Origin of the sequence: Proteus sp. fly-1013, assembly GCF_040140245.1 — a bacterium.
GTDB lineage: Bacteria > Pseudomonadota > Gammaproteobacteria > Enterobacterales > Enterobacteriaceae > Proteus > Proteus mirabilis_B.
Genome location: NZ_JBEEWD010000002.1, coordinates 507839 through 524812 on the forward strand (window position 1 = coordinate 507839; position 16974 = coordinate 524812).

17 protein-coding genes are annotated in these 16974 nt (G+C 41.0%); 6 read left to right on the top strand and 11 right to left on the bottom strand.

The features are described from left to right. Nucleotides 1–15: 15 nt before the first annotated feature. The 5 genes from hpf (at nt 16) to rnk (ending at nt 2709) form a co-directional block, all read left to right on the top strand. The gene (hpf, locus tag ABN236_RS06140) at nt 16–303 is read left to right on the top strand and encodes a ribosome hibernation promoting factor (protein ID WP_036913954.1); all 288 of its coding nucleotides are present in this window, start codon (nt 16–18) and stop codon (nt 301–303) included. 149 nt (nt 304–452) lie between these two features. Beyond that, a complete protein-coding gene (gene ptsN, locus ABN236_RS06145) occupies nt 453–920 on the top strand; it encodes a PTS IIA-like nitrogen regulatory protein PtsN (protein ID WP_023582879.1) in 468 nt (155 codons plus the stop codon). 79 nt (nt 921–999) lie between these two features. Then, nucleotides 1000–1854, top strand: a complete 855-nt coding sequence (gene rapZ, locus ABN236_RS06150) for an RNase adapter RapZ (protein WP_023582880.1) — start codon at nt 1000–1002, stop codon at nt 1852–1854. Beyond that, complete coding sequence (npr, locus tag ABN236_RS06155) at nt 1851–2123, top strand: PTS phosphocarrier protein NPr (RefSeq protein ID WP_006535359.1); 273 nt, start codon at nt 1851–1853, stop codon at nt 2121–2123. Before rapZ ends, npr begins: the two co-directional genes overlap by 4 nt. A 175-nt stretch (nt 2124–2298) precedes the next feature. Then, entirely contained in the window at nt 2299–2709 is a 411-nt protein-coding gene (gene rnk / locus ABN236_RS06160) for a nucleoside diphosphate kinase regulator (RefSeq protein WP_075671465.1), read from the top strand. Nucleotides 2710–2826: 117 nt separating this feature from the next. On the opposite strand, the gene pmbA is transcribed toward rnk, so the two are convergent. After that, nucleotides 2827–4155, bottom strand: coding sequence for a metalloprotease PmbA (gene pmbA, locus ABN236_RS06165; RefSeq protein ID WP_311755440.1), 1329 nt, complete (start codon nt 4153–4155; stop codon nt 2827–2829). Between the two features lie 187 nt (nt 4156–4342). Here pmbA and yjgA point away from each other — a divergent pair, with 187 nt between their 5' ends. Next, on the top strand, nt 4343–4903 hold the full coding sequence (yjgA, locus tag ABN236_RS06170) for a ribosome biogenesis factor YjgA (RefSeq protein ID WP_088495963.1): 561 nt from the start codon (nt 4343–4345) through the stop codon (nt 4901–4903). A 73-nt stretch (nt 4904–4976) separates the two neighbouring features. Here yjgA and ABN236_RS06175 read toward each other — a convergent pair whose 3' ends face one another. The 10 genes from ABN236_RS06175 to mreB form a co-directional block, all read right to left on the bottom strand. Beyond that, on the bottom strand, nt 4977–5258 hold the full coding sequence (locus ABN236_RS06175) for a barstar family protein (protein WP_088493812.1): 282 nt from the start codon (nt 5256–5258) through the stop codon (nt 4977–4979). Then, entirely contained in the window at nt 5258–5758 is a 501-nt protein-coding gene (locus ABN236_RS06180) for a ribonuclease domain-containing protein (RefSeq protein ID WP_088493813.1), read from the bottom strand. Before ABN236_RS06180 ends, ABN236_RS06175 begins: the two co-directional genes overlap by 1 nt. Nucleotides 5759–5844: 86 nt before the next feature. After that, on the bottom strand, nt 5845–7290 hold the full coding sequence (tldD, locus tag ABN236_RS06185) for a metalloprotease TldD (protein WP_349473586.1): 1446 nt from the start codon (nt 7288–7290) through the stop codon (nt 5845–5847). After that, nucleotides 7287–8147 (bottom strand): deaminated glutathione amidase, encoded by an 861-nt coding sequence (gene nit1, locus ABN236_RS06190; RefSeq protein ID WP_088493815.1) that lies wholly within the window; start codon nt 8145–8147, stop codon nt 7287–7289. Before nit1 ends, tldD begins: the two co-directional genes overlap by 4 nt. Further along, nucleotides 8144–11944, bottom strand: a complete 3801-nt coding sequence (yhdP, locus tag ABN236_RS06195) for an AsmA2 domain-containing protein YhdP (protein ID WP_349473587.1) — start codon at nt 11942–11944, stop codon at nt 8144–8146. Before yhdP ends, nit1 begins: the two co-directional genes overlap by 4 nt. A gap of 45 nt (nt 11945–11989) precedes the next feature. Beyond that, nucleotides 11990–13459 carry a ribonuclease G gene (rng, locus tag ABN236_RS06200; protein WP_088493817.1) on the bottom strand — a complete coding sequence of 490 codons (1470 nt, stop codon included), beginning with the start codon at nt 13457–13459 and terminating at the stop codon, nt 11990–11992. Then, complete coding sequence (locus tag ABN236_RS06205) at nt 13456–14043, bottom strand: Maf family protein (RefSeq protein ID WP_088493818.1); 588 nt, start codon at nt 14041–14043, stop codon at nt 13456–13458. The genes rng and ABN236_RS06205 overlap by 4 nt, the downstream gene beginning before the upstream one ends. Before the next feature lie 52 nt (nt 14044–14095). Beyond that, nucleotides 14096–14584, bottom strand: a complete 489-nt coding sequence (gene mreD / locus ABN236_RS06210; RefSeq protein ID WP_088493819.1) for a rod shape-determining protein MreD — start codon at nt 14582–14584, stop codon at nt 14096–14098. Nucleotides 14585–14589: 5 nt separating this feature from the next. Then, nucleotides 14590–15642: a rod shape-determining protein MreC gene (mreC, locus tag ABN236_RS06215; protein WP_349473588.1), complete on the bottom strand. Its 1053-nt coding sequence runs from the start codon at nt 15640–15642 to the stop codon at nt 14590–14592. Nucleotides 15643–15733: 91 nt separating this feature from the next. Further along, nucleotides 15734–16777 carry a rod shape-determining protein MreB gene (gene mreB, locus ABN236_RS06220; protein WP_023582893.1) on the bottom strand — a complete coding sequence of 348 codons (1044 nt, stop codon included), beginning with the start codon at nt 16775–16777 and terminating at the stop codon, nt 15734–15736. Between the last annotated feature and the right edge of the window lie 197 nt (nt 16778–16974).

Consider the following 16974-nt stretch of genomic DNA (forward strand, 5'->3'; position numbering starts at 1 on the left):
GAGAAGGAAGACACTATGGAACTTCAAATCACTGGTCATAATATTGAATTAACCGATGCTCTGCGTGATACCGTCAAAGCAAAAAGCGCGAAATTACCTCAGTTCTTTGACAAAATTAATAACGTTCAGGTGATCCTGAAAGTCGAGAAAGTTAATAAAATCGCGGAAGCGACCATTCAAGTTAACGGCGGTGAATTGCATGCCTCTGCAGAAGCAGAAGATATGTACGCAGCAATTGATGGATTAATGGATAAACTGGCTCGTCAATTAACCAAACACAAAGATAAACTGAGACAACATTAATTCATTTCCCATTGTAAAATGGGGATACAATCGGCGAAGTTACTGCGTTGTTTATGACTCGGTTTAAGCCAACGCCTAATCAATATCAGTAACAAAAAACCAGATGTCACCTTGTGGCATCTGGTTTGCTGGTCTAAGTGAATAAGACAATGAACAACGATACAAAGATGAATATTAGCGACGTACTTTCTCTGGCATGTACGCATAATGATGTACATTGCACGAGTAAAAAGCGCGCGTTAGAAATTATCAGTGAAAATGCAGCTAAAGCACTTAATTTACCCGAAACACTGATATTTGAAGCTTTATTAACGCGTGAAAAAGTCGGTACAACAGGGATTGGGGGGGGTTTAGCTATCCCTCATGGACGTATTGAAAGTGATGAAACAGAAAAAGTAGTTGGTGTGTTTCTTCACCTAAGCGAACCTATTGCCTTCGACGCTATTGATAATCAACCTGTCGACTTGTTGTTCGCATTACTCGTTCCTGCGACACAATGTAAGGAACATTTACACACACTGTCTTTGATTGCAAAACAGTTGGCAGACAAAAATTTATGTCGCCGACTACGCTCCGCACAAAGTGATGAAGAGCTTTATCAGATTATCACAGAATAACCCCTACGGGTTTAGTAGGACGCGAATAGCATACAGTGGAATGATATTCATCACTGGGAAATTATAGGGGAGCTACCTCATGGTGCTGATGATAGTCAGCGGACGCTCTGGTTCAGGTAAGTCAGTCGCTTTGCGTGCGCTTGAAGATATGGGATTTTATTGTGTTGATAACTTACCTGTTGATCTTTTACCTGAGCTCGCAAAAACACTGGCTGAACGTGATGCTTCTGCTGCCGCAGTCAGTATTGATGTCCGAAATATGCCAGAGTCGCCGGAGATCTTCGAAAAAGCGCTGGAAAGTTTACCCGCTGAATATTCTCCACAACTCTTATTTTTAGACGCAGATAGAAATACCTTAATTCGTCGTTATAGTGATACTCGACGTCTTCACCCTCTTTCGACCAAGAACCTTTCGTTAGAAATGGCAATTGATACCGAAAGTGATCTGCTTGAGCCATTGCGATCACGCGCTGATCTCATCATTGATACTTCTGAGATGTCAGTTCATGAGCTCGCAGAAATGCTGCGTACTCGCTTATTAGGTAAGCGTGAACGTGAGCTGACGATGGTCTTTGAATCGTTTGGCTTTAAACATGGTATTCCTATTGATGCAGACTATGTTTTTGACGTGCGATTCTTACCAAATCCACATTGGGATCCTAAACTGCGTCCAATGACAGGTCTTGATCGCCCTGTCGCGGCATTTTTAGATAGACACACTGAAGTTCATAACTTTATTTATCAAACTAGAAGCTACCTTGAACTTTGGTTGCCGATGTTAGAAACCAATAACCGTAGTTATTTGACGGTTGCGATTGGTTGTACGGGAGGTAAACACCGTTCTGTTTATGTTGCAGAGCAACTCGCAGATTATTTCCGCTCTAGAGGGAAAAACGTACAATCACGTCACAGAACACTAGAAAAACGCAAATGACCCAATATCGACAAGTTGCGATTAAAAATCGACTCGGTATGCATGCAAGACCTGCAATGAAGTTGTTTGATTTAGTAAAAACATTTCAATCAACCGTCATTTTACGCAACAACGAAGGGGTTGAAGCACAAGCGGATAGTGTGATTGCTATGCTGATGTTAGATTCAGAACAAGGCAGTCAAATTGATATAGAAGTTACTGGTAGTGATGAAAATGAAGCTATTGATGCTATTATCGCATTATTTGAATCGGGGTTTGATGAAGAATAATCGTAATAGAAAACAATAGATTAGCATTTCTTAACTAAATAACCCGAAAGAGACTGTGATCACTGTCTCTTTCTTTTTTATACAGAACCGCCTATTATCTCTTATATGAGTTTAACAACACCCCCACCTCACCCGTGGGGGTGTTGTTTTGCATTGGAATAAATTGGAGTGTGGTATGACAAAGCCAACAATTATCATCAACGAACTTGATGCAGAACGTTTAGATTCATTACTTGAACAACCGGCATTTGCAGATAGCCCGATTGCTGAAGCATTGAATGAAGAGTTAGATCGTGCTGACATTGTTACACCAGCTGATATCCCTGCTAATATTGTCACAATGAACAGCAAAGTCCGTTTTATGGACTTAAAAAATAATGAAGAGCGTACTCGTACATTAGTGTATCCTGCTTCATTAAAAGACAGCACTACTGAACTTTCCGTTATGGCGCCAATGGGTGCTGCGCTACTGGGTTTAGCGATTGATGATGAGATCAGTTGGAAGCTGCCAAATGGCCTTGAAACTAAGGTTAAAGTATTAGAAATTCTATACCAACCTGAAGCTGCGGGTGAATTACACCGTTAAGCAGAGCTGAAGGTTCGCGTCTTATTTTTATCTTCTCAAATTGAAAAGCACACTGATAAACGCGATATCTCAGCCCATTGCGGGCTGAGATTAAAGGTTGCGATCAGTATCTAGAATTTACTCACCAGCAATACTCATTTCTGGTAATAACAACGATCCACACTGAACATTACTGCGCATCTCGATATCATCACCCATAGTGGCAATATTTGCCCACATATCTTTTAAGTTACCCGCAATAGTGACTTCACTTACAGGATATTGAATTTCACCGTTTTCAACCCAAAAACCGCTCGCGCCACGAGAATAATCACCTGTTACTGTGCTGACGCCTTGTCCCATCAATTCTGTAACAACTAGCCCTGTTCCCATCTCTTTTAACAGTGCATCAAACGATAAACCTTGCCCTGGGATATACCAGTTATGAATACCACCAGCATGACCATTACTTTTTAAGCCCAGTTTTCTTGCTGAATAAGTGGTTAATAGCCACTCTTGTAACACGCCATCTTTAATGATTTCGGCATCGGTTGTGCGCACACCCTCGCTATCAAACGGTGTTGATGCTAGACCTCTCATTAAGTGAGGACGCTCTTGAATATTTAGCCATTGAGGGAAAATTTGCTTACCTAAGCTATCGAGTAAACAAGAAGATTCACGATAAATCATGCTACCACTGATTGCCGCCACCAAATGACCAAAAATACCTGTCGCAACATCGGCTGCAAAAATAACAGGGGCTTTCATGGTTGGGAGTTTACGAGGTGCAAGGCGAGATAAAGTACGACGAGCACACTCTTGGCCTACCCATTCAGGTGATTCTAGATCATCAAAACGACGACTAATGGTGTAGGCATAATCGCGCTCCATATCGTCACCATCACGAGCAATAACACAACTCGACATAGAATAGCGTGAAGATGAATAGCTTTTTAATAAGCCAAGGCTATTACCAAATACACGGGTTCCACTGTGGCTATTAAAGCTACCCCCTTCTGTATTAATAATACGGCTATCGCTATCTAAAGCGGCTTTTTCTGCTCTTGATGCTAACTCAATCGCTTTATCTGCGGTTACCTCGGTAGGATGGTAAAGATCAAGGAAAGGCGCATCAAAGGCTAATAGCTCTTGATCAGCAGGCCCTGCATAGGGGTCAACTGAAGTATAGCGTGCAATATCCACAGCGGCCTGTACAGCACGCTTAATTGCATCAGGACTTAAATCTGTTGAAGATGCACTACCTTTACGTTGTTGTTGGTAAACCGTAATGCCTAAAGCACCATCACTGTTAAATTCAACATTTTCAACTTCACCGTAACGCGTACTCACACTAATGCCCGTCGATTTATTAATAGCGACTTCAGCACTATCACACTGTTTAGCAGCCAGCTCTAATGCAAGCGAGACGGCGTCTTCAAGCTGTTTTACCTGATCTGAATTATTCATTGAGAACCATTTTTCCTAAGGAGAACACCACTTTTTACTTATTTTTAGCAAAGTAAATCAATTGACAGGTGGTCAACAAGCGATTTTCCCAGTTACAATAGAAGATATATGAATGTTATCACCCGTCGGGCTTTTGGTCATTCACCAAATCACACTCCCGGCTTACTCTGCAACAGGAATTTTTATTATGGCAAAGCAGCCTGAAGAGTGGCATTACCTCAACCCTGAATTTGACGATACATCGTCAGAAGAGGAAGAAGAGGACGAAATCATCTGGGTCAGCAAAAGCGAAATTAAACGTGATGCTGAAGCACTCAAAAAACTGGGTACTGAATTAGTTGAATTAAGTGCGCAAGAATTAGAGCGCGTGCCATTAGATGAGAAATTATTAGCCTCTATTCAATTAGCACAAAAAGTACAGCGTGAAGCACGCCGTCGCCAAATTCAATATATTGGAAAACTACTGCGCAATGTGGACGAAGATCCTATCCGCCAAGCGCTTGATAAACTGAAAAACCGCCATAACCAACAGATCTTAGTGTTACATAAACTTGAAGATCTGCGAATTCGCCTTGTCGAAGGTGGTAATGAAGTGATTGAAGAAGTCGTGGCGCTTTATCCAATGGCAGATCGCCAACAATTACGCACACTTATCCGTAATGCGAAAAAAGAAAAAGAAGCGAATAAGCCACCAAAATCATTCCGCTTACTATTTCAATATCTAAAAGATTTATCAGAATCAGCATAAAACCTGATCATCCTGAAAACGCAGTGTAAATTCAGTATCACTGCGATTTTCAGGGCGTACTTTTTGCGCTTAATTACTTTTTCGCTTTGTGCTCACAATGAAAGCTCAATGCCTCTTTACCAAGTTCATTCTGTGCTTCTTGCATCACTTCCACTAAAGGCTGAAAATCACGGGAATGATGAGGCAGATGCTTAAAAACAATACTGACAGGCAATTCTATTTCTCCCACTAACGCATCCCACAATGCATCTAGGTTATCGCCAAAATTATCATCTAACTGAAATTGCAGTGCAAAATCCTGATAAAAAGCATCTCTATCTACTAGCGTCTTAAAATCGAAGATAACCTGTTTCATTAAGGAGCAACCTTTGTCATTGTGCGATAATGATCAGTGGTGACATAAATCAACCCATCATTCGAATAGAGCAATCTGTCGCTACCACGATGACCACAGTGATAATTCACATCAGCTTCATACCACTGGCGTCCTGCTTCTTCTGGTAGCTGTTTTTCACGGTTCATAAAGCGATCACCACCAATTGCTCTTCCCGGCAAAACTTCACATAAGTTACCTTCTTTCGCATTCCAACCTTGTTCTCTTGCCTGTTTTTTAGTGAGATAAAAACTTGGTAGCTGTTGATGACGTTGTAAATAATTAGCCACTGCATTGGCTTGTGTTTTTTCATCAATAGAAAGAGGAAGTTGTGCTGGTTTATTGCTGCTATTACTTGATGATGTTGGAACAGAAACTGGCGATGAAGAGGACGATACATTCGCTTCAGGAAGTAAACCTTTATAGAGAACACCAAATAAAACAGCAATAACAATAATAACTGGTAATAAACGTTTACCCATAAATTAGCACCTTCACTGTCGCTGAGATAAAAAACTCCATCAAAAGATGGAGTTTAATTAATACGTATAAATAACTATAACAAAGATTAAGCAGTACCGCCTACGGTGATCTTATCAAGCTTCAACGTAGGTTGCCCCACACCAACAGGGAGGCTTTGTCCTTCTTTACCACAAACGCCAACTCCTTTATCTAAAGCGAGATCATTACCCACCATAGAGACCTGTTGCATAGCTTCAATACCTGAACCAATTAGAGTTGCCCCTTTAATTGGTTTTGTTATTTTTCCATTCTCGATTAAATAAGCTTCTGAGGTTGAGAAAACAAATTTACCCGATGTAATATCAACCTGACCGCCGCCAAAGTTTGGTGCGTAAATACCGCGATCAACGCTGGCAATAATCTCTTCAGGTGAAGATTTTCCTGCTAACATATAGGTGTTTGTCATACGAGGCATAGGAAGATGCGCATAAGACTCACGACGTCCATTTCCTGTTGGTGCAACACCCATTAAACGAGCATTCATCTTATCTTGCATATAGCCTTTTAAGATGCCATTTTCGATTAAGACATTGTATTGACCCGAAACACCTTCATCGTCGATAGCAACAGAGCCTCGACGACCTTCAAGAGTGCCATCATCAACAATAGTACAAAGCTCGGAAGTGACTTTCTCACCAAGGCGACCAGAAAATACAGAGGTTTCACGACGGTTGAAATCACCTTCTAAACCATGACCTACAGCTTCATGCAATAATACACCCGGCCATCCTGCGCCTAATACCACAGGCATTGTTCCCGCTGGCGCTGCAATCGCTGATAAATTCACTAATGCCATACGTACCGCTTCACGAGCATAAGTAACTGCATGGCTTTCACCATCTGCTTTAGTTAAAAAATAGTCATAACCAAAGCGACCACCGCCACCACTTGCGCCACGCTCACGTTTGCCATCTTCTTCCACCAGCACACTGACAGAAAGGCGAACTAAAGGACGTACATCAGCGGCTAACGTACCATCGGTTGCTGCAACCAACACATGCTCATAAACACCCGTTAATGACGCATTAACTTGTTTAACGCGTTTATCTTCAGCACGAGCGGCTTTATCTACCTCATGCAATAATGCAATTTTCTCTTCACGAGAGAGGCTTTGCAGAGGATCATTTAAGCTGTATAGCGGAGAATGTTGAATAGCACCTAAAGTATGGATACGACCATTACCTTTAGCCTGAACAATACTTCGTGCAGCATGAGCACTTTGGTTAAGTGCGTTAAGCGTTAGTTGGTCAGCATAAGCAAAACCGGTTTTTTCACCATAAATTGCTCTAACGCCAACACCTTGATCAATATTGTAAGAGCCATCTTTAATGATCTGGTCATCGAGGATCCAAGCCTCGTGATAACTTGACTGAAAATAAAGATCACCATAATCAATTTGACGCTGTGCAAGCTGCTCTAGTGTTGATGCTAAATCATCTAAACTAAGTTTGTTTGCTTCCAACAGACTTTCGCTGACAACAGCTAAACTCATAATTCTTCTTTATCCTTAACTTTTTTGATTAAGTGGGTCAGTTTCGGGCGAAAACGGTTATGTTTTACAACTCGGATCTGTTCACGCATACCGTGTAAACTTTCGACGCCAACATTCAGCGTTAGCGCACTGACAGCATCTGGGTTCTTTTTCAAGACTTTACCCCAACCATCAATCGCCATGGTATGGCCCCAAGTCCGGCGCGTATCATGTGTACCCACTTGTGCTGGCGCTAAGATAATACACTGATTTTCAATGGCACGAGCACGTAATAAAGGTTCCCAGTGTGCTTTTCCTGTTAAACGGGTAAAAGCAGCTGGCACAGAGATTATCTCTGCTCCTTTTTCTCTTAATGCTTGGAAAATACCCGGGAAGCGTAAGTCATAACAGATAGTTAAGCCTAATTTTCCAACGGGAGTATCAACGACGGTTAGGCGCTCACCGCGTTGATAAATAGAAGACTCGTTATATTCGCCTTGCTCATCATCAATACTGACATCAAACATATGGATTTTGTCATAACGAGCGCGAATAACACCTTCATCATCAAACACCAAGCTACTGCTGGTAATTTGATCTGGAGAGTCTCGACTAATCAATGGCATAGAACCGACTAAGATCCATACTTTGTAACGCTGAGCCATTTTAGCGATAGCATTTTGTAAAGGCCCATCGCCCTGAATTTCAGCGTGTTTATGGTAATCTTTAGAGTTTGAAAAAAGTAACGCATTCTCAGGTGTTAATACAAGCTTCACTGAATCGGGTAATTGCTTAATCTGTTGCTCAATTTGCGCCAAATTATTTTTTGTGTTTTTACCGCTACAAAGTTGCAAAAGTGCGACATTAACTTTTTTCATAACGCCTGATTCTCCTTAAGCTGACGCAGTACTTCGTCAATTTTGGGTTGTTCCATAGTTCCGGTCACATGATAACGGATAACTGAAATCTTACTCCAAAGTGGCCCCAGAACCTTTGATGCCGCAAACACTGCGGCGCCTGCAATTGGGTTTATAGCGAATGCAGTAGCAACACCAACTGTTGCTGAAATCTCTGGCGTTACCACAACTTGTAGGTCCATTTTACGTTCAAGTAAATCAACTTTCCCACTGATTGCAATATCGGCAATAACACCATCAACTCGGACACTATCAGCATTCATAATACCTTGATTAATCGTAATTTCACTCTTAATCGAGTCATACTCAAAATGCTCGCTGAAAGTATCTCTAAAATCAAACTGTAATTTACGTAAAAGTGCATCGAAACTCACAAGGCGAAGTAACTTACCGGCTTGTCCGACATTCACTTCTTCTATCCGCCCTTTACCTAAAGTAGATTTGATATCGCCATTTAAGGTCGCAAGATCAAAATTCCACGGTGTATTATGCCATTGTAATGAAAAATCAGCAGAAAGAGGAGATTGCAAAATAGGAACGATATAACCAAAGTAAGCTGCCATTTCATCAATTTCATCTGCTTTTAGCTTACCCTGTAGCTTTGTGGTGTTGTTTCCTGCGATATCGTCCGACCATTCGCCATTAACATGTAGCTCACCGCTACTATTTACTAATTTACCGTTAGTTAAAAGCAATGAGCCATTACTCTGCTTTAATGAACCTTGAATTTGTCCTAAAAGTAGACCATTTACCCAACATTCTCGACATTCAAAATCAATAGAAGGGATATTTTTTACAGAAAATTTCAATGCATTAGGATCAGTAGTGTTCGCCATTTTTAACGTTTTTTCTTCTTGGGTAGAAGAGACACCATTAAAATAGAGATAATTAATATTCACTTGCCAAGGTGTTGATGCTTCAGGAATAAACACATCGCCTCGTAATTCATTTCCTGAAAATGCAAATTTTACACCTTCACGAATGCGCATAATTTCAGTTTGAGGATCACGCCATTTTTGCCCTGCAAAATTTAAATCAGGCAAACTGATATGCACATTATCAGGAAAAGTGACTTCATTTTCAGACGGCGTTAAAGACGAAAAAGCCATTAATGTTGGCAACCATTTATCACCTTCTAATCCTTTAAGGGCAATAGTTAAGCGTTGTTGTGAACTCAATTCTGGCAATTTAAGAGAAGAAGAAACAAGGTTACCTTGTAATAATCGTAACTGTTTTCCTAATGCCCACTGACTATTAAGCTTCCACTGTTTCTCAGCACTTGCATTCACGCTTAAGGTTTCACTGTTACCCTTTGCAGAAATGACAATAGGCGGTGAATTTTTTAAATCTAGTGTTTCAGGCGCAGTTAATTTGCTACTTAATGCATTGATATTCCCGGTTAAATCAACTTGATAATCAACATCGCCTTTTTCGGGGATCTTAACATTAACGTTGCCACTCCAAGGAAATACACCCCTAAATTTCTGTTGAATATCGCTAGGCAATCCTTGAATTTTTTGAATGTCCCATTGCCCTTTCAAGCCGACATCGACCTGATAATTATCCGTATCATTGTGACTTGTAAATGAGAAAGCGAGAGGCTGCCCGAACCAATTAGCCGTTAATGTATCACTCTCAAGTTTGTCATTGTGATAACGAAATTGTCCACTAACGTCTTTTAAGGTGGTATCCATAAAATTCAATGTGACATCATTATTTTTTAAATTAATATCACCTGAAGCAACCACATCTTCACCACCAAAAGGAATATCTAATTTCAATGTACCATTGATTTTTCCTGCGACTTTAAGCTCTTCAAGTGTATGACCAATACTTGCCATTTGAGAATCTAAGAAATACTCTTTCAGCTCGTCGCCTGTGGCTTGAATATCCGCATTAATTAAGATCTTCTCTTGTCGATAGCTCTCAATCACCGCACTTAAATTTGTGGCAGTGGCTTTACCCACTTTCGCTTGTGCAGAAGACATCCATAGCCCATCATTTTTAAAATCTAAATTAATATCTAGATCGAATAATGCAGGCCATTCGCTATCAAATTTAAAGGTGGCGTGTTTGACAGGAGCATAAACTTGGAACCACCCTTTGTGATTATCAAAAGGAAAATCGGCGGGATCGCCATGGAAAATAAAGGTACCATTATCGATATTACCCGCAATAATCGCCTCTGAGAGGTATTGTGTCAGCTCTTTACCAACATACTCTTCTGGCAAATAACGCCATGCATCTCCTGCATTTGTAACTCTTACACCTGAGAGTATAGAAAGGCGCTGATCTTCACCTTGTTTCTCATAACGAAAATCACCCGCAACCCATGCTGATGTAGCTTGAACATCTAATCCTTCACTCCAAAGAGATAAATCATCTCCAGAATGAGTCCAATAAACTGCGCCTTTCCCTTTCTCAATATTCAGCGGTGCTTTAAACAATTCGCCAGTATCTATTTCACTGTTTGCTAGAGTGAAATTAAGCTCACCGCGTTGCATACTGCCTTTTAATTGCCCACTGAAATGTTGCACTGAAGGGATCTCTTGCCAACGCTTCCAACCCACATTTTCCCAAGAGAGATTAATCGCGCTTTGCTCGAAATGCTCAGGAGTGAGATCTAATGCAAAATCATTAACTACCCCAGAGAATTGGCGATACTGCCATTGACGAACAAAATCAGGTGTTAAAAAAGAGAATAATGGCAATACAGCATATAGCCTATCTAACTCAATATTTTTGGCACGAATACGCCATGCTTCGTCATGTTGTTTTTCTTTTGGTTGATAAAGAACCGCTAAATAACCATCAGGCCACTCTTCACCATCCATTACAATTTTTCGAGTATAAGGAATATCTGCAAGCCAACCATTTTCTTGCCTTCTCATCCGCAATATTAAATCTTCAACTTTTAATGCATGCGAGGTTCCATCACTACTCCAGTCCATTTCACCTTGATGGATTTGCAACTGACTTCCGGTAATACGCCCTTGCGTAATTTCAATCCAGTTAGATAAACTCGCTTTGGCTTCGCCTACCCCACTATTATTTTTTACCCACTGACTAAGCCAAGGAGAGATATCAATATCATCTGCGGTAAGAAATACCTTTCCGTTATCGATTAAACCGTTCTCTGAGGTATAGAGATCAAGACGTACCTTTAAGCCACCATAATGATTAATCGGTGTATCAAGAGTGACTTCGCCTTGAGCACGATGACGATTTTTTTGATTTAACCACATCAATTCAGGCACATGTAATGTACTGGTGTCTCCTGAAGGGGTTAAAAAAACAAAACGGCTTTCAATCAGTTTAAAGCGATCAAACTGTTCAAGGAAAATGGAAGAAATATCATCAGGTTCAGTTAACGTTATATCCCCACTTTGCCCAGTAAAAATAGGGCTATGGTAATTAACATATAACTGTTCAAAGGTCAGTTCACGAAAATGAAGGCGAAAAGCGAATAATGAACGCCAAACGTCAAAAGAAAAAGTCACTTTTTCTGCCGTAACGTTCACATCTTTATTGGTAATATTCAGTCCTTCAACTTGAATATCAGGACCAAAATTCTGCCACTCCCCCATGATTTTTGTCATGGAAACAGGGCTATTGAGTTGCTTCGTAAGATACGATTCTATTTCAGGACGATAACTATCTAAGCGAGGCAGAAAGTAACGAAATCCGCTTAATACCAAGGCAAAAACGATGAGGCAAAAAACTGTTATCACTAACAGGTATTTAGGCAGCCGCTTCATTTTTGTCTCCTTTCTGCCATCATATTCATTAGGAAGGCGAATCCATTACATCATCACCACATCAAATTGCTCCTGACTATAGAGTAGCTCAGTTTGCACTTTCACTTGTTTACCGACAAAAATTTCAACCTCTGCTAATGCATGTGATTCATCGCCTTTTAATGTGTCTGCCACTGCTGAAGAGGCGTAAACCAAGAAGCGATCTGCATCAATCGTTTTATGCACGCGCACTATTTCACGTAAAATCTCATAACAAACCGTTTCAACTGATTTTACCGTACCTCGCCCTTGGCAAGTTGGGCAGTCATCACAAAGAACATGTTCGAGACTTTCTCGAGTTCTTTTACGAGTCATTTCCACTAAGCCAAGTTGAGAGAAGCCATTAATCGTTGTTTTCACTCTATCTTTACTTAGTGCTTGTTCAAGTGATGCTAATACTCTGCGTTTATGTTCATCATTATTCATATCAATAAAGTCAATAATGATGATACCGCCTAAATTACGTAACCGTAATTGACGAGCAATGGCTTGGCTTGCTTCAATATTAGTATTAAAAATCGTTTCTTCTAAATTTCTATGACCAACAAATGCCCCTGTATTGATATCAATAGTGGTCATTGCTTCAGTTTGATCGATAATTAAATAACCACCTGATTTCAATTCAACTTTGCGCTCTAAAGCCCGTTGAATTTCACTTTCTACACCATAGAGATCAAAAATAGGCTGATTGCCTTGGTGTAATTCAAGTTTAGCGGTTAATTCAGGAATATATTCACCAATAAATTCCTGCAATTGATTGTAGGTTAATTTAGAATCAACTCGTATGCTATCTAACTCAGAACCCGCGAAATCACGTAAAATACGCTGTGCTAAAGCCAGTTCGCCATAAATTTGAATGCGAGTTTTATTTCTTTTCTTACGCTCGATGATTTTATTCCATAGGCGTTTAAGAAAAGCGGCATCTTGCTTAATTTCATTCTCGCCAACGCCTTCAGCGGCTGTTCGAATAATAAAACCGCCATTTTCATCGCAATACTCTTCAACGAGTTGTTTTAAACGCTCACGCTCTTCTTCACTGTCAATTCGCTGAGAAACGCCCACATGAGATGCACCAGGCATAAACACTAAATAACGAGAAGGCAATGTAATATCAGTGGTAAGGCGAGCGCCTTTAGTTCCTAAAGGATCTTTAACCACTTGTACAATTAAGTCTTGTCCTTGATGCACCAATTGCGCAATATCACGAACATTAAATTTTTTCTGCTCTTCACCCGCAATGCATTCCGTGTGAGGCATAATATCAGAAGCATGTAGAAAAGCGGCTTTATCCAGCCCGATGTCAATAAATGCAGCTTGCATCCCGGGTAATACGCGACTTACCCGACCTTTGTAGATGTTTCCGACGATACCTCGTTTTGCTTCTCTTTCGACATGAATTTCTTGAAGTATGCCTCCACGAATATAGGCAACACGAGTTTCAGATGGCGTCACATTCACTAATAACTCAGCTGTCATGAAATCTCCTTCTCATTAGCTAGAGACGAAAATTGAGCTATCAACGCTTCGGTTTCAACAAGAGGCAATCCGACAACAGCATGATAACTTCCCTCAATCCGTTGAACAAAACGGCCTCCTTTTCCTTGAATACCGTAAGCGCCAGCTTTATCCATTGGCTCTCCTGACTCAATATACGCGCTAATCTCACTCTCTGTCATCTCTCTAAAAGTGACGTGTGTGACGACTAATTGACTCAATGTACGTGTTCTATTAGAGATAGCAATTGCTGTCATCACTTGATGTGTTGCGCCTGAAAGTGAACGTAGGATTTGCGCGGCATGAGTTTTATCACGGGGCTTTTCAAGAATATGACCATCATGAACCACAATCGTATCAGAGCCCAAAACGGGATAATCATGAGGTGCTTGTCTTACACCTTCTTGTGATTTTTCTTTTGCCAAACGAAGAACATACTCTTCTGGTTTTTCACCTTGTTGCCAAATTTCATCAATTGCTGGCGTGATAATACTAAATTCAATATCTAATAACGCGAGAAGTTCACGTCTTCTTGGTGAGCTGGAAGCAAGGTAAAGCGTGGTCACAAATAATGTCCTCATGACGGTAACGCAAAAGTGACCGCCATGATCCAATAACTTAGTGAACTAAAAACTGGTGACGGATTTTGCGAAGCAAAAAATAAAGCCATGGCCAAAGAATACCACTGACTGGGCTATTCCAGAATACTTGAGGGTGAAAAGTCACAGGTGAAAGTAAAAATTCCGCCCAAAATACAGTAAGATCAACAACGACAACACTTAACATCACCACTAAGGCTTGTTGCCATAACGCTAAATTACAAAAAAGCTGATATTTAAAGGCGATGACATAACTCACTAAAGTATAAGCCAGTGCATTGACACCCAAGGTCGTTCCTTGGACTAAGTCCATAATCATACCCAAGACAAATGCAGTTCCGACACTGACACGATGAGGGATCGCGGTTATCCAATAAATAAGAAACAGCATAGGCCAAATAGGTCGATACACTGCTAACTGTTCTGGCCACGGCATAATTTGTAAAACTAATGCGACAAGAAAAGAGAGCCAAACTACCCAACGCCCACGACTTTGATATGGATTCATCGTGTCTACCTACTTCTATTGGTATTTGCAGGTGTATTTGTTGCAGCAGGCGTTATTGCTGGTGTCTCAGTTCCGTTAGTTCCTTCAGCCGTATTATCTAACGGCTCTTGAGACATAGAACGAGGAAGCGGTGGCCCTGCTTGTTCATAATTAGGTAAAACTTGAGGCATCAGTTGCATTAAACGCTCATTGGCGGCGTGATAAACCTCTGAAGGCAGAGGAGGCTCTCCCGTTTTATCTGATGCATTCCATAATAAAAGCAAATAGCGTAAACGTTGTAGCTCAGCTGACGGACGAACATTAATCACGGAATAAGCCCGTTGATTATCCACTTTAACGGAAGATACCACACCAACCGGATAACCTTCTGGGAAACGACCGCCCAATCCTGATGTCACTAAAACATCGCCTACACGAATATCAATATTGGCAGGTAATGCTTCTAACAATAAATCATCAGCACAACCCGCACCAGAAGCTATAACACGAATATCGTTACGTAAAACTTGTACTGGTAATGCATGAGAAGTGTCACATATTAATAGAACACGACTCGTAAGCTCACTTACGGCAATAACTTGTCCTACAACACCTTTATCACTAATAACAGGTTGTCCTTCATAGACGCCATCATTGGTTCCTTTATCAATAACCACTTGATCTCGATAAGGCGTACTATTACCAGACAGCACTTGTGTCACTGTCATTTGTTCATTTTGGCGCAGTGGTGAACCAAGTAATTCTCGTAAACGGGCATTCTCTTGCTTAAATTGTTCAAGTAATTGGCTTTCTCCGCTACGAACTAACAACTCTTTTCTTAACGCTTGATTCTCAAATTGTAAACGCTCACGCGTGGCAAATGTTTCTGAAATTTGATCAAGGAAACGGCGTGGACCATTTGCAAGAAAATAGAAGGGGCTAACAGCAGTATCAAGATACTGGCGGACTTTAGAAAATGCGCCAATACGGTTATCTGCAATCAATAAAGAGATAGCGACAACCACGGCGATTATTAATCTTAGTTGCAGGGAAGGGCCCCGGCTAAAAATTGGCTTCATAAACTCTAAGATCACTCACACGGAGAAGTAAAAGAACAGGTGTTAATATTCTCACCAAGGGGGAATCCATTCTCCCTTGTTAGAATTAATCTCAATCTTCGCTAAACAGATCGCCACCGTGCATATCGATCATTTCTAATGCTTTACCACCACCACGTGCAACACAAGTCAGTGGATCTTCAGCCACAATCACCGGAATACCTGTTTCTTCCATTAATAAACGGTCTAGGTTACGTAATAACGCACCACCACCGGTTAATACCATGCCGCGCTCTGAAATATCAGAAGCCAACTCTGGCGGGCATTGTTCTAATGCAACCATGACTGCACTTACAATACCTGTTAATGGTTCCTGTAAGGCTTCAAGAATTTCATTAGAGTTTAATGTAAAGCTACGAGGTACACCTTCTGCAAGGTTACGACCACGAACTTCAATCTCATTGACTTCATCAGAAGGGTAAGCTGAACCGATATCGTGTTTGATACGTTCTGCGGTTGCTTCACCAATCAGTGAGCCGTAGTTACGACGCACATAGTTAATGATAGCTTCATCAAAACGGTCACCGCCGATACGAACAGAAGAAGAGTAAACGACACCGTTTAATGAGATCACGGCAACTTCTGTTGTACCACCACCAATATCAACCACCATTGAGCCTGTTGCTTCAGAAACAGGTAAACCTGCACCGATTGCCGCAGACATAGGTTCTTCAATTAAGAACACCTCGCGAGCACCTGCACTTAATGCTGATTCACGGATAGCTCTGCGTTCTACTTGAGTTGCCCCTACTGGTACACAGACTAATACACGAGGGCTTGGACGCATAAAGCTATTGTTATGAACCTGTTTTATGAAGTGCTGAAGCATTTTTTCGGTTACATAAAAATCAGCAATCACACCGTCTTTCATTGGACGGATAGCAGCGATATTCCCAGGTGTACGCCCTAACATCTGTTTGGCTTCATGCCCTACAGCTGCAACACTTTTTGATGTGCCAGCGCGATCTTGACGAATAGCGACAACGGAGGGTTCATCGAGAACAATACCCTGTCCTTTGACATAAATAAGGGTATTGGCGGTACCCAAGTCAATAGACAAATCGTTGGAAAACATGCCACGAAATTTTTTAAACATACGAAAGGATAATCCTGCAAGCCGGGACGGAAAAATCCGTCTACTCTATCAACCACAATAAGCAGCGACAAGGCGCGATTCACTACTTAAATTAAAGTGGACACGTAAATAATCATAAAGGCACAATATTCTACGTTACTTTTCCCAATTGGAGCAGAAAAAAACTGCATAAAAATGGGCTAATTAGAACGATTAAC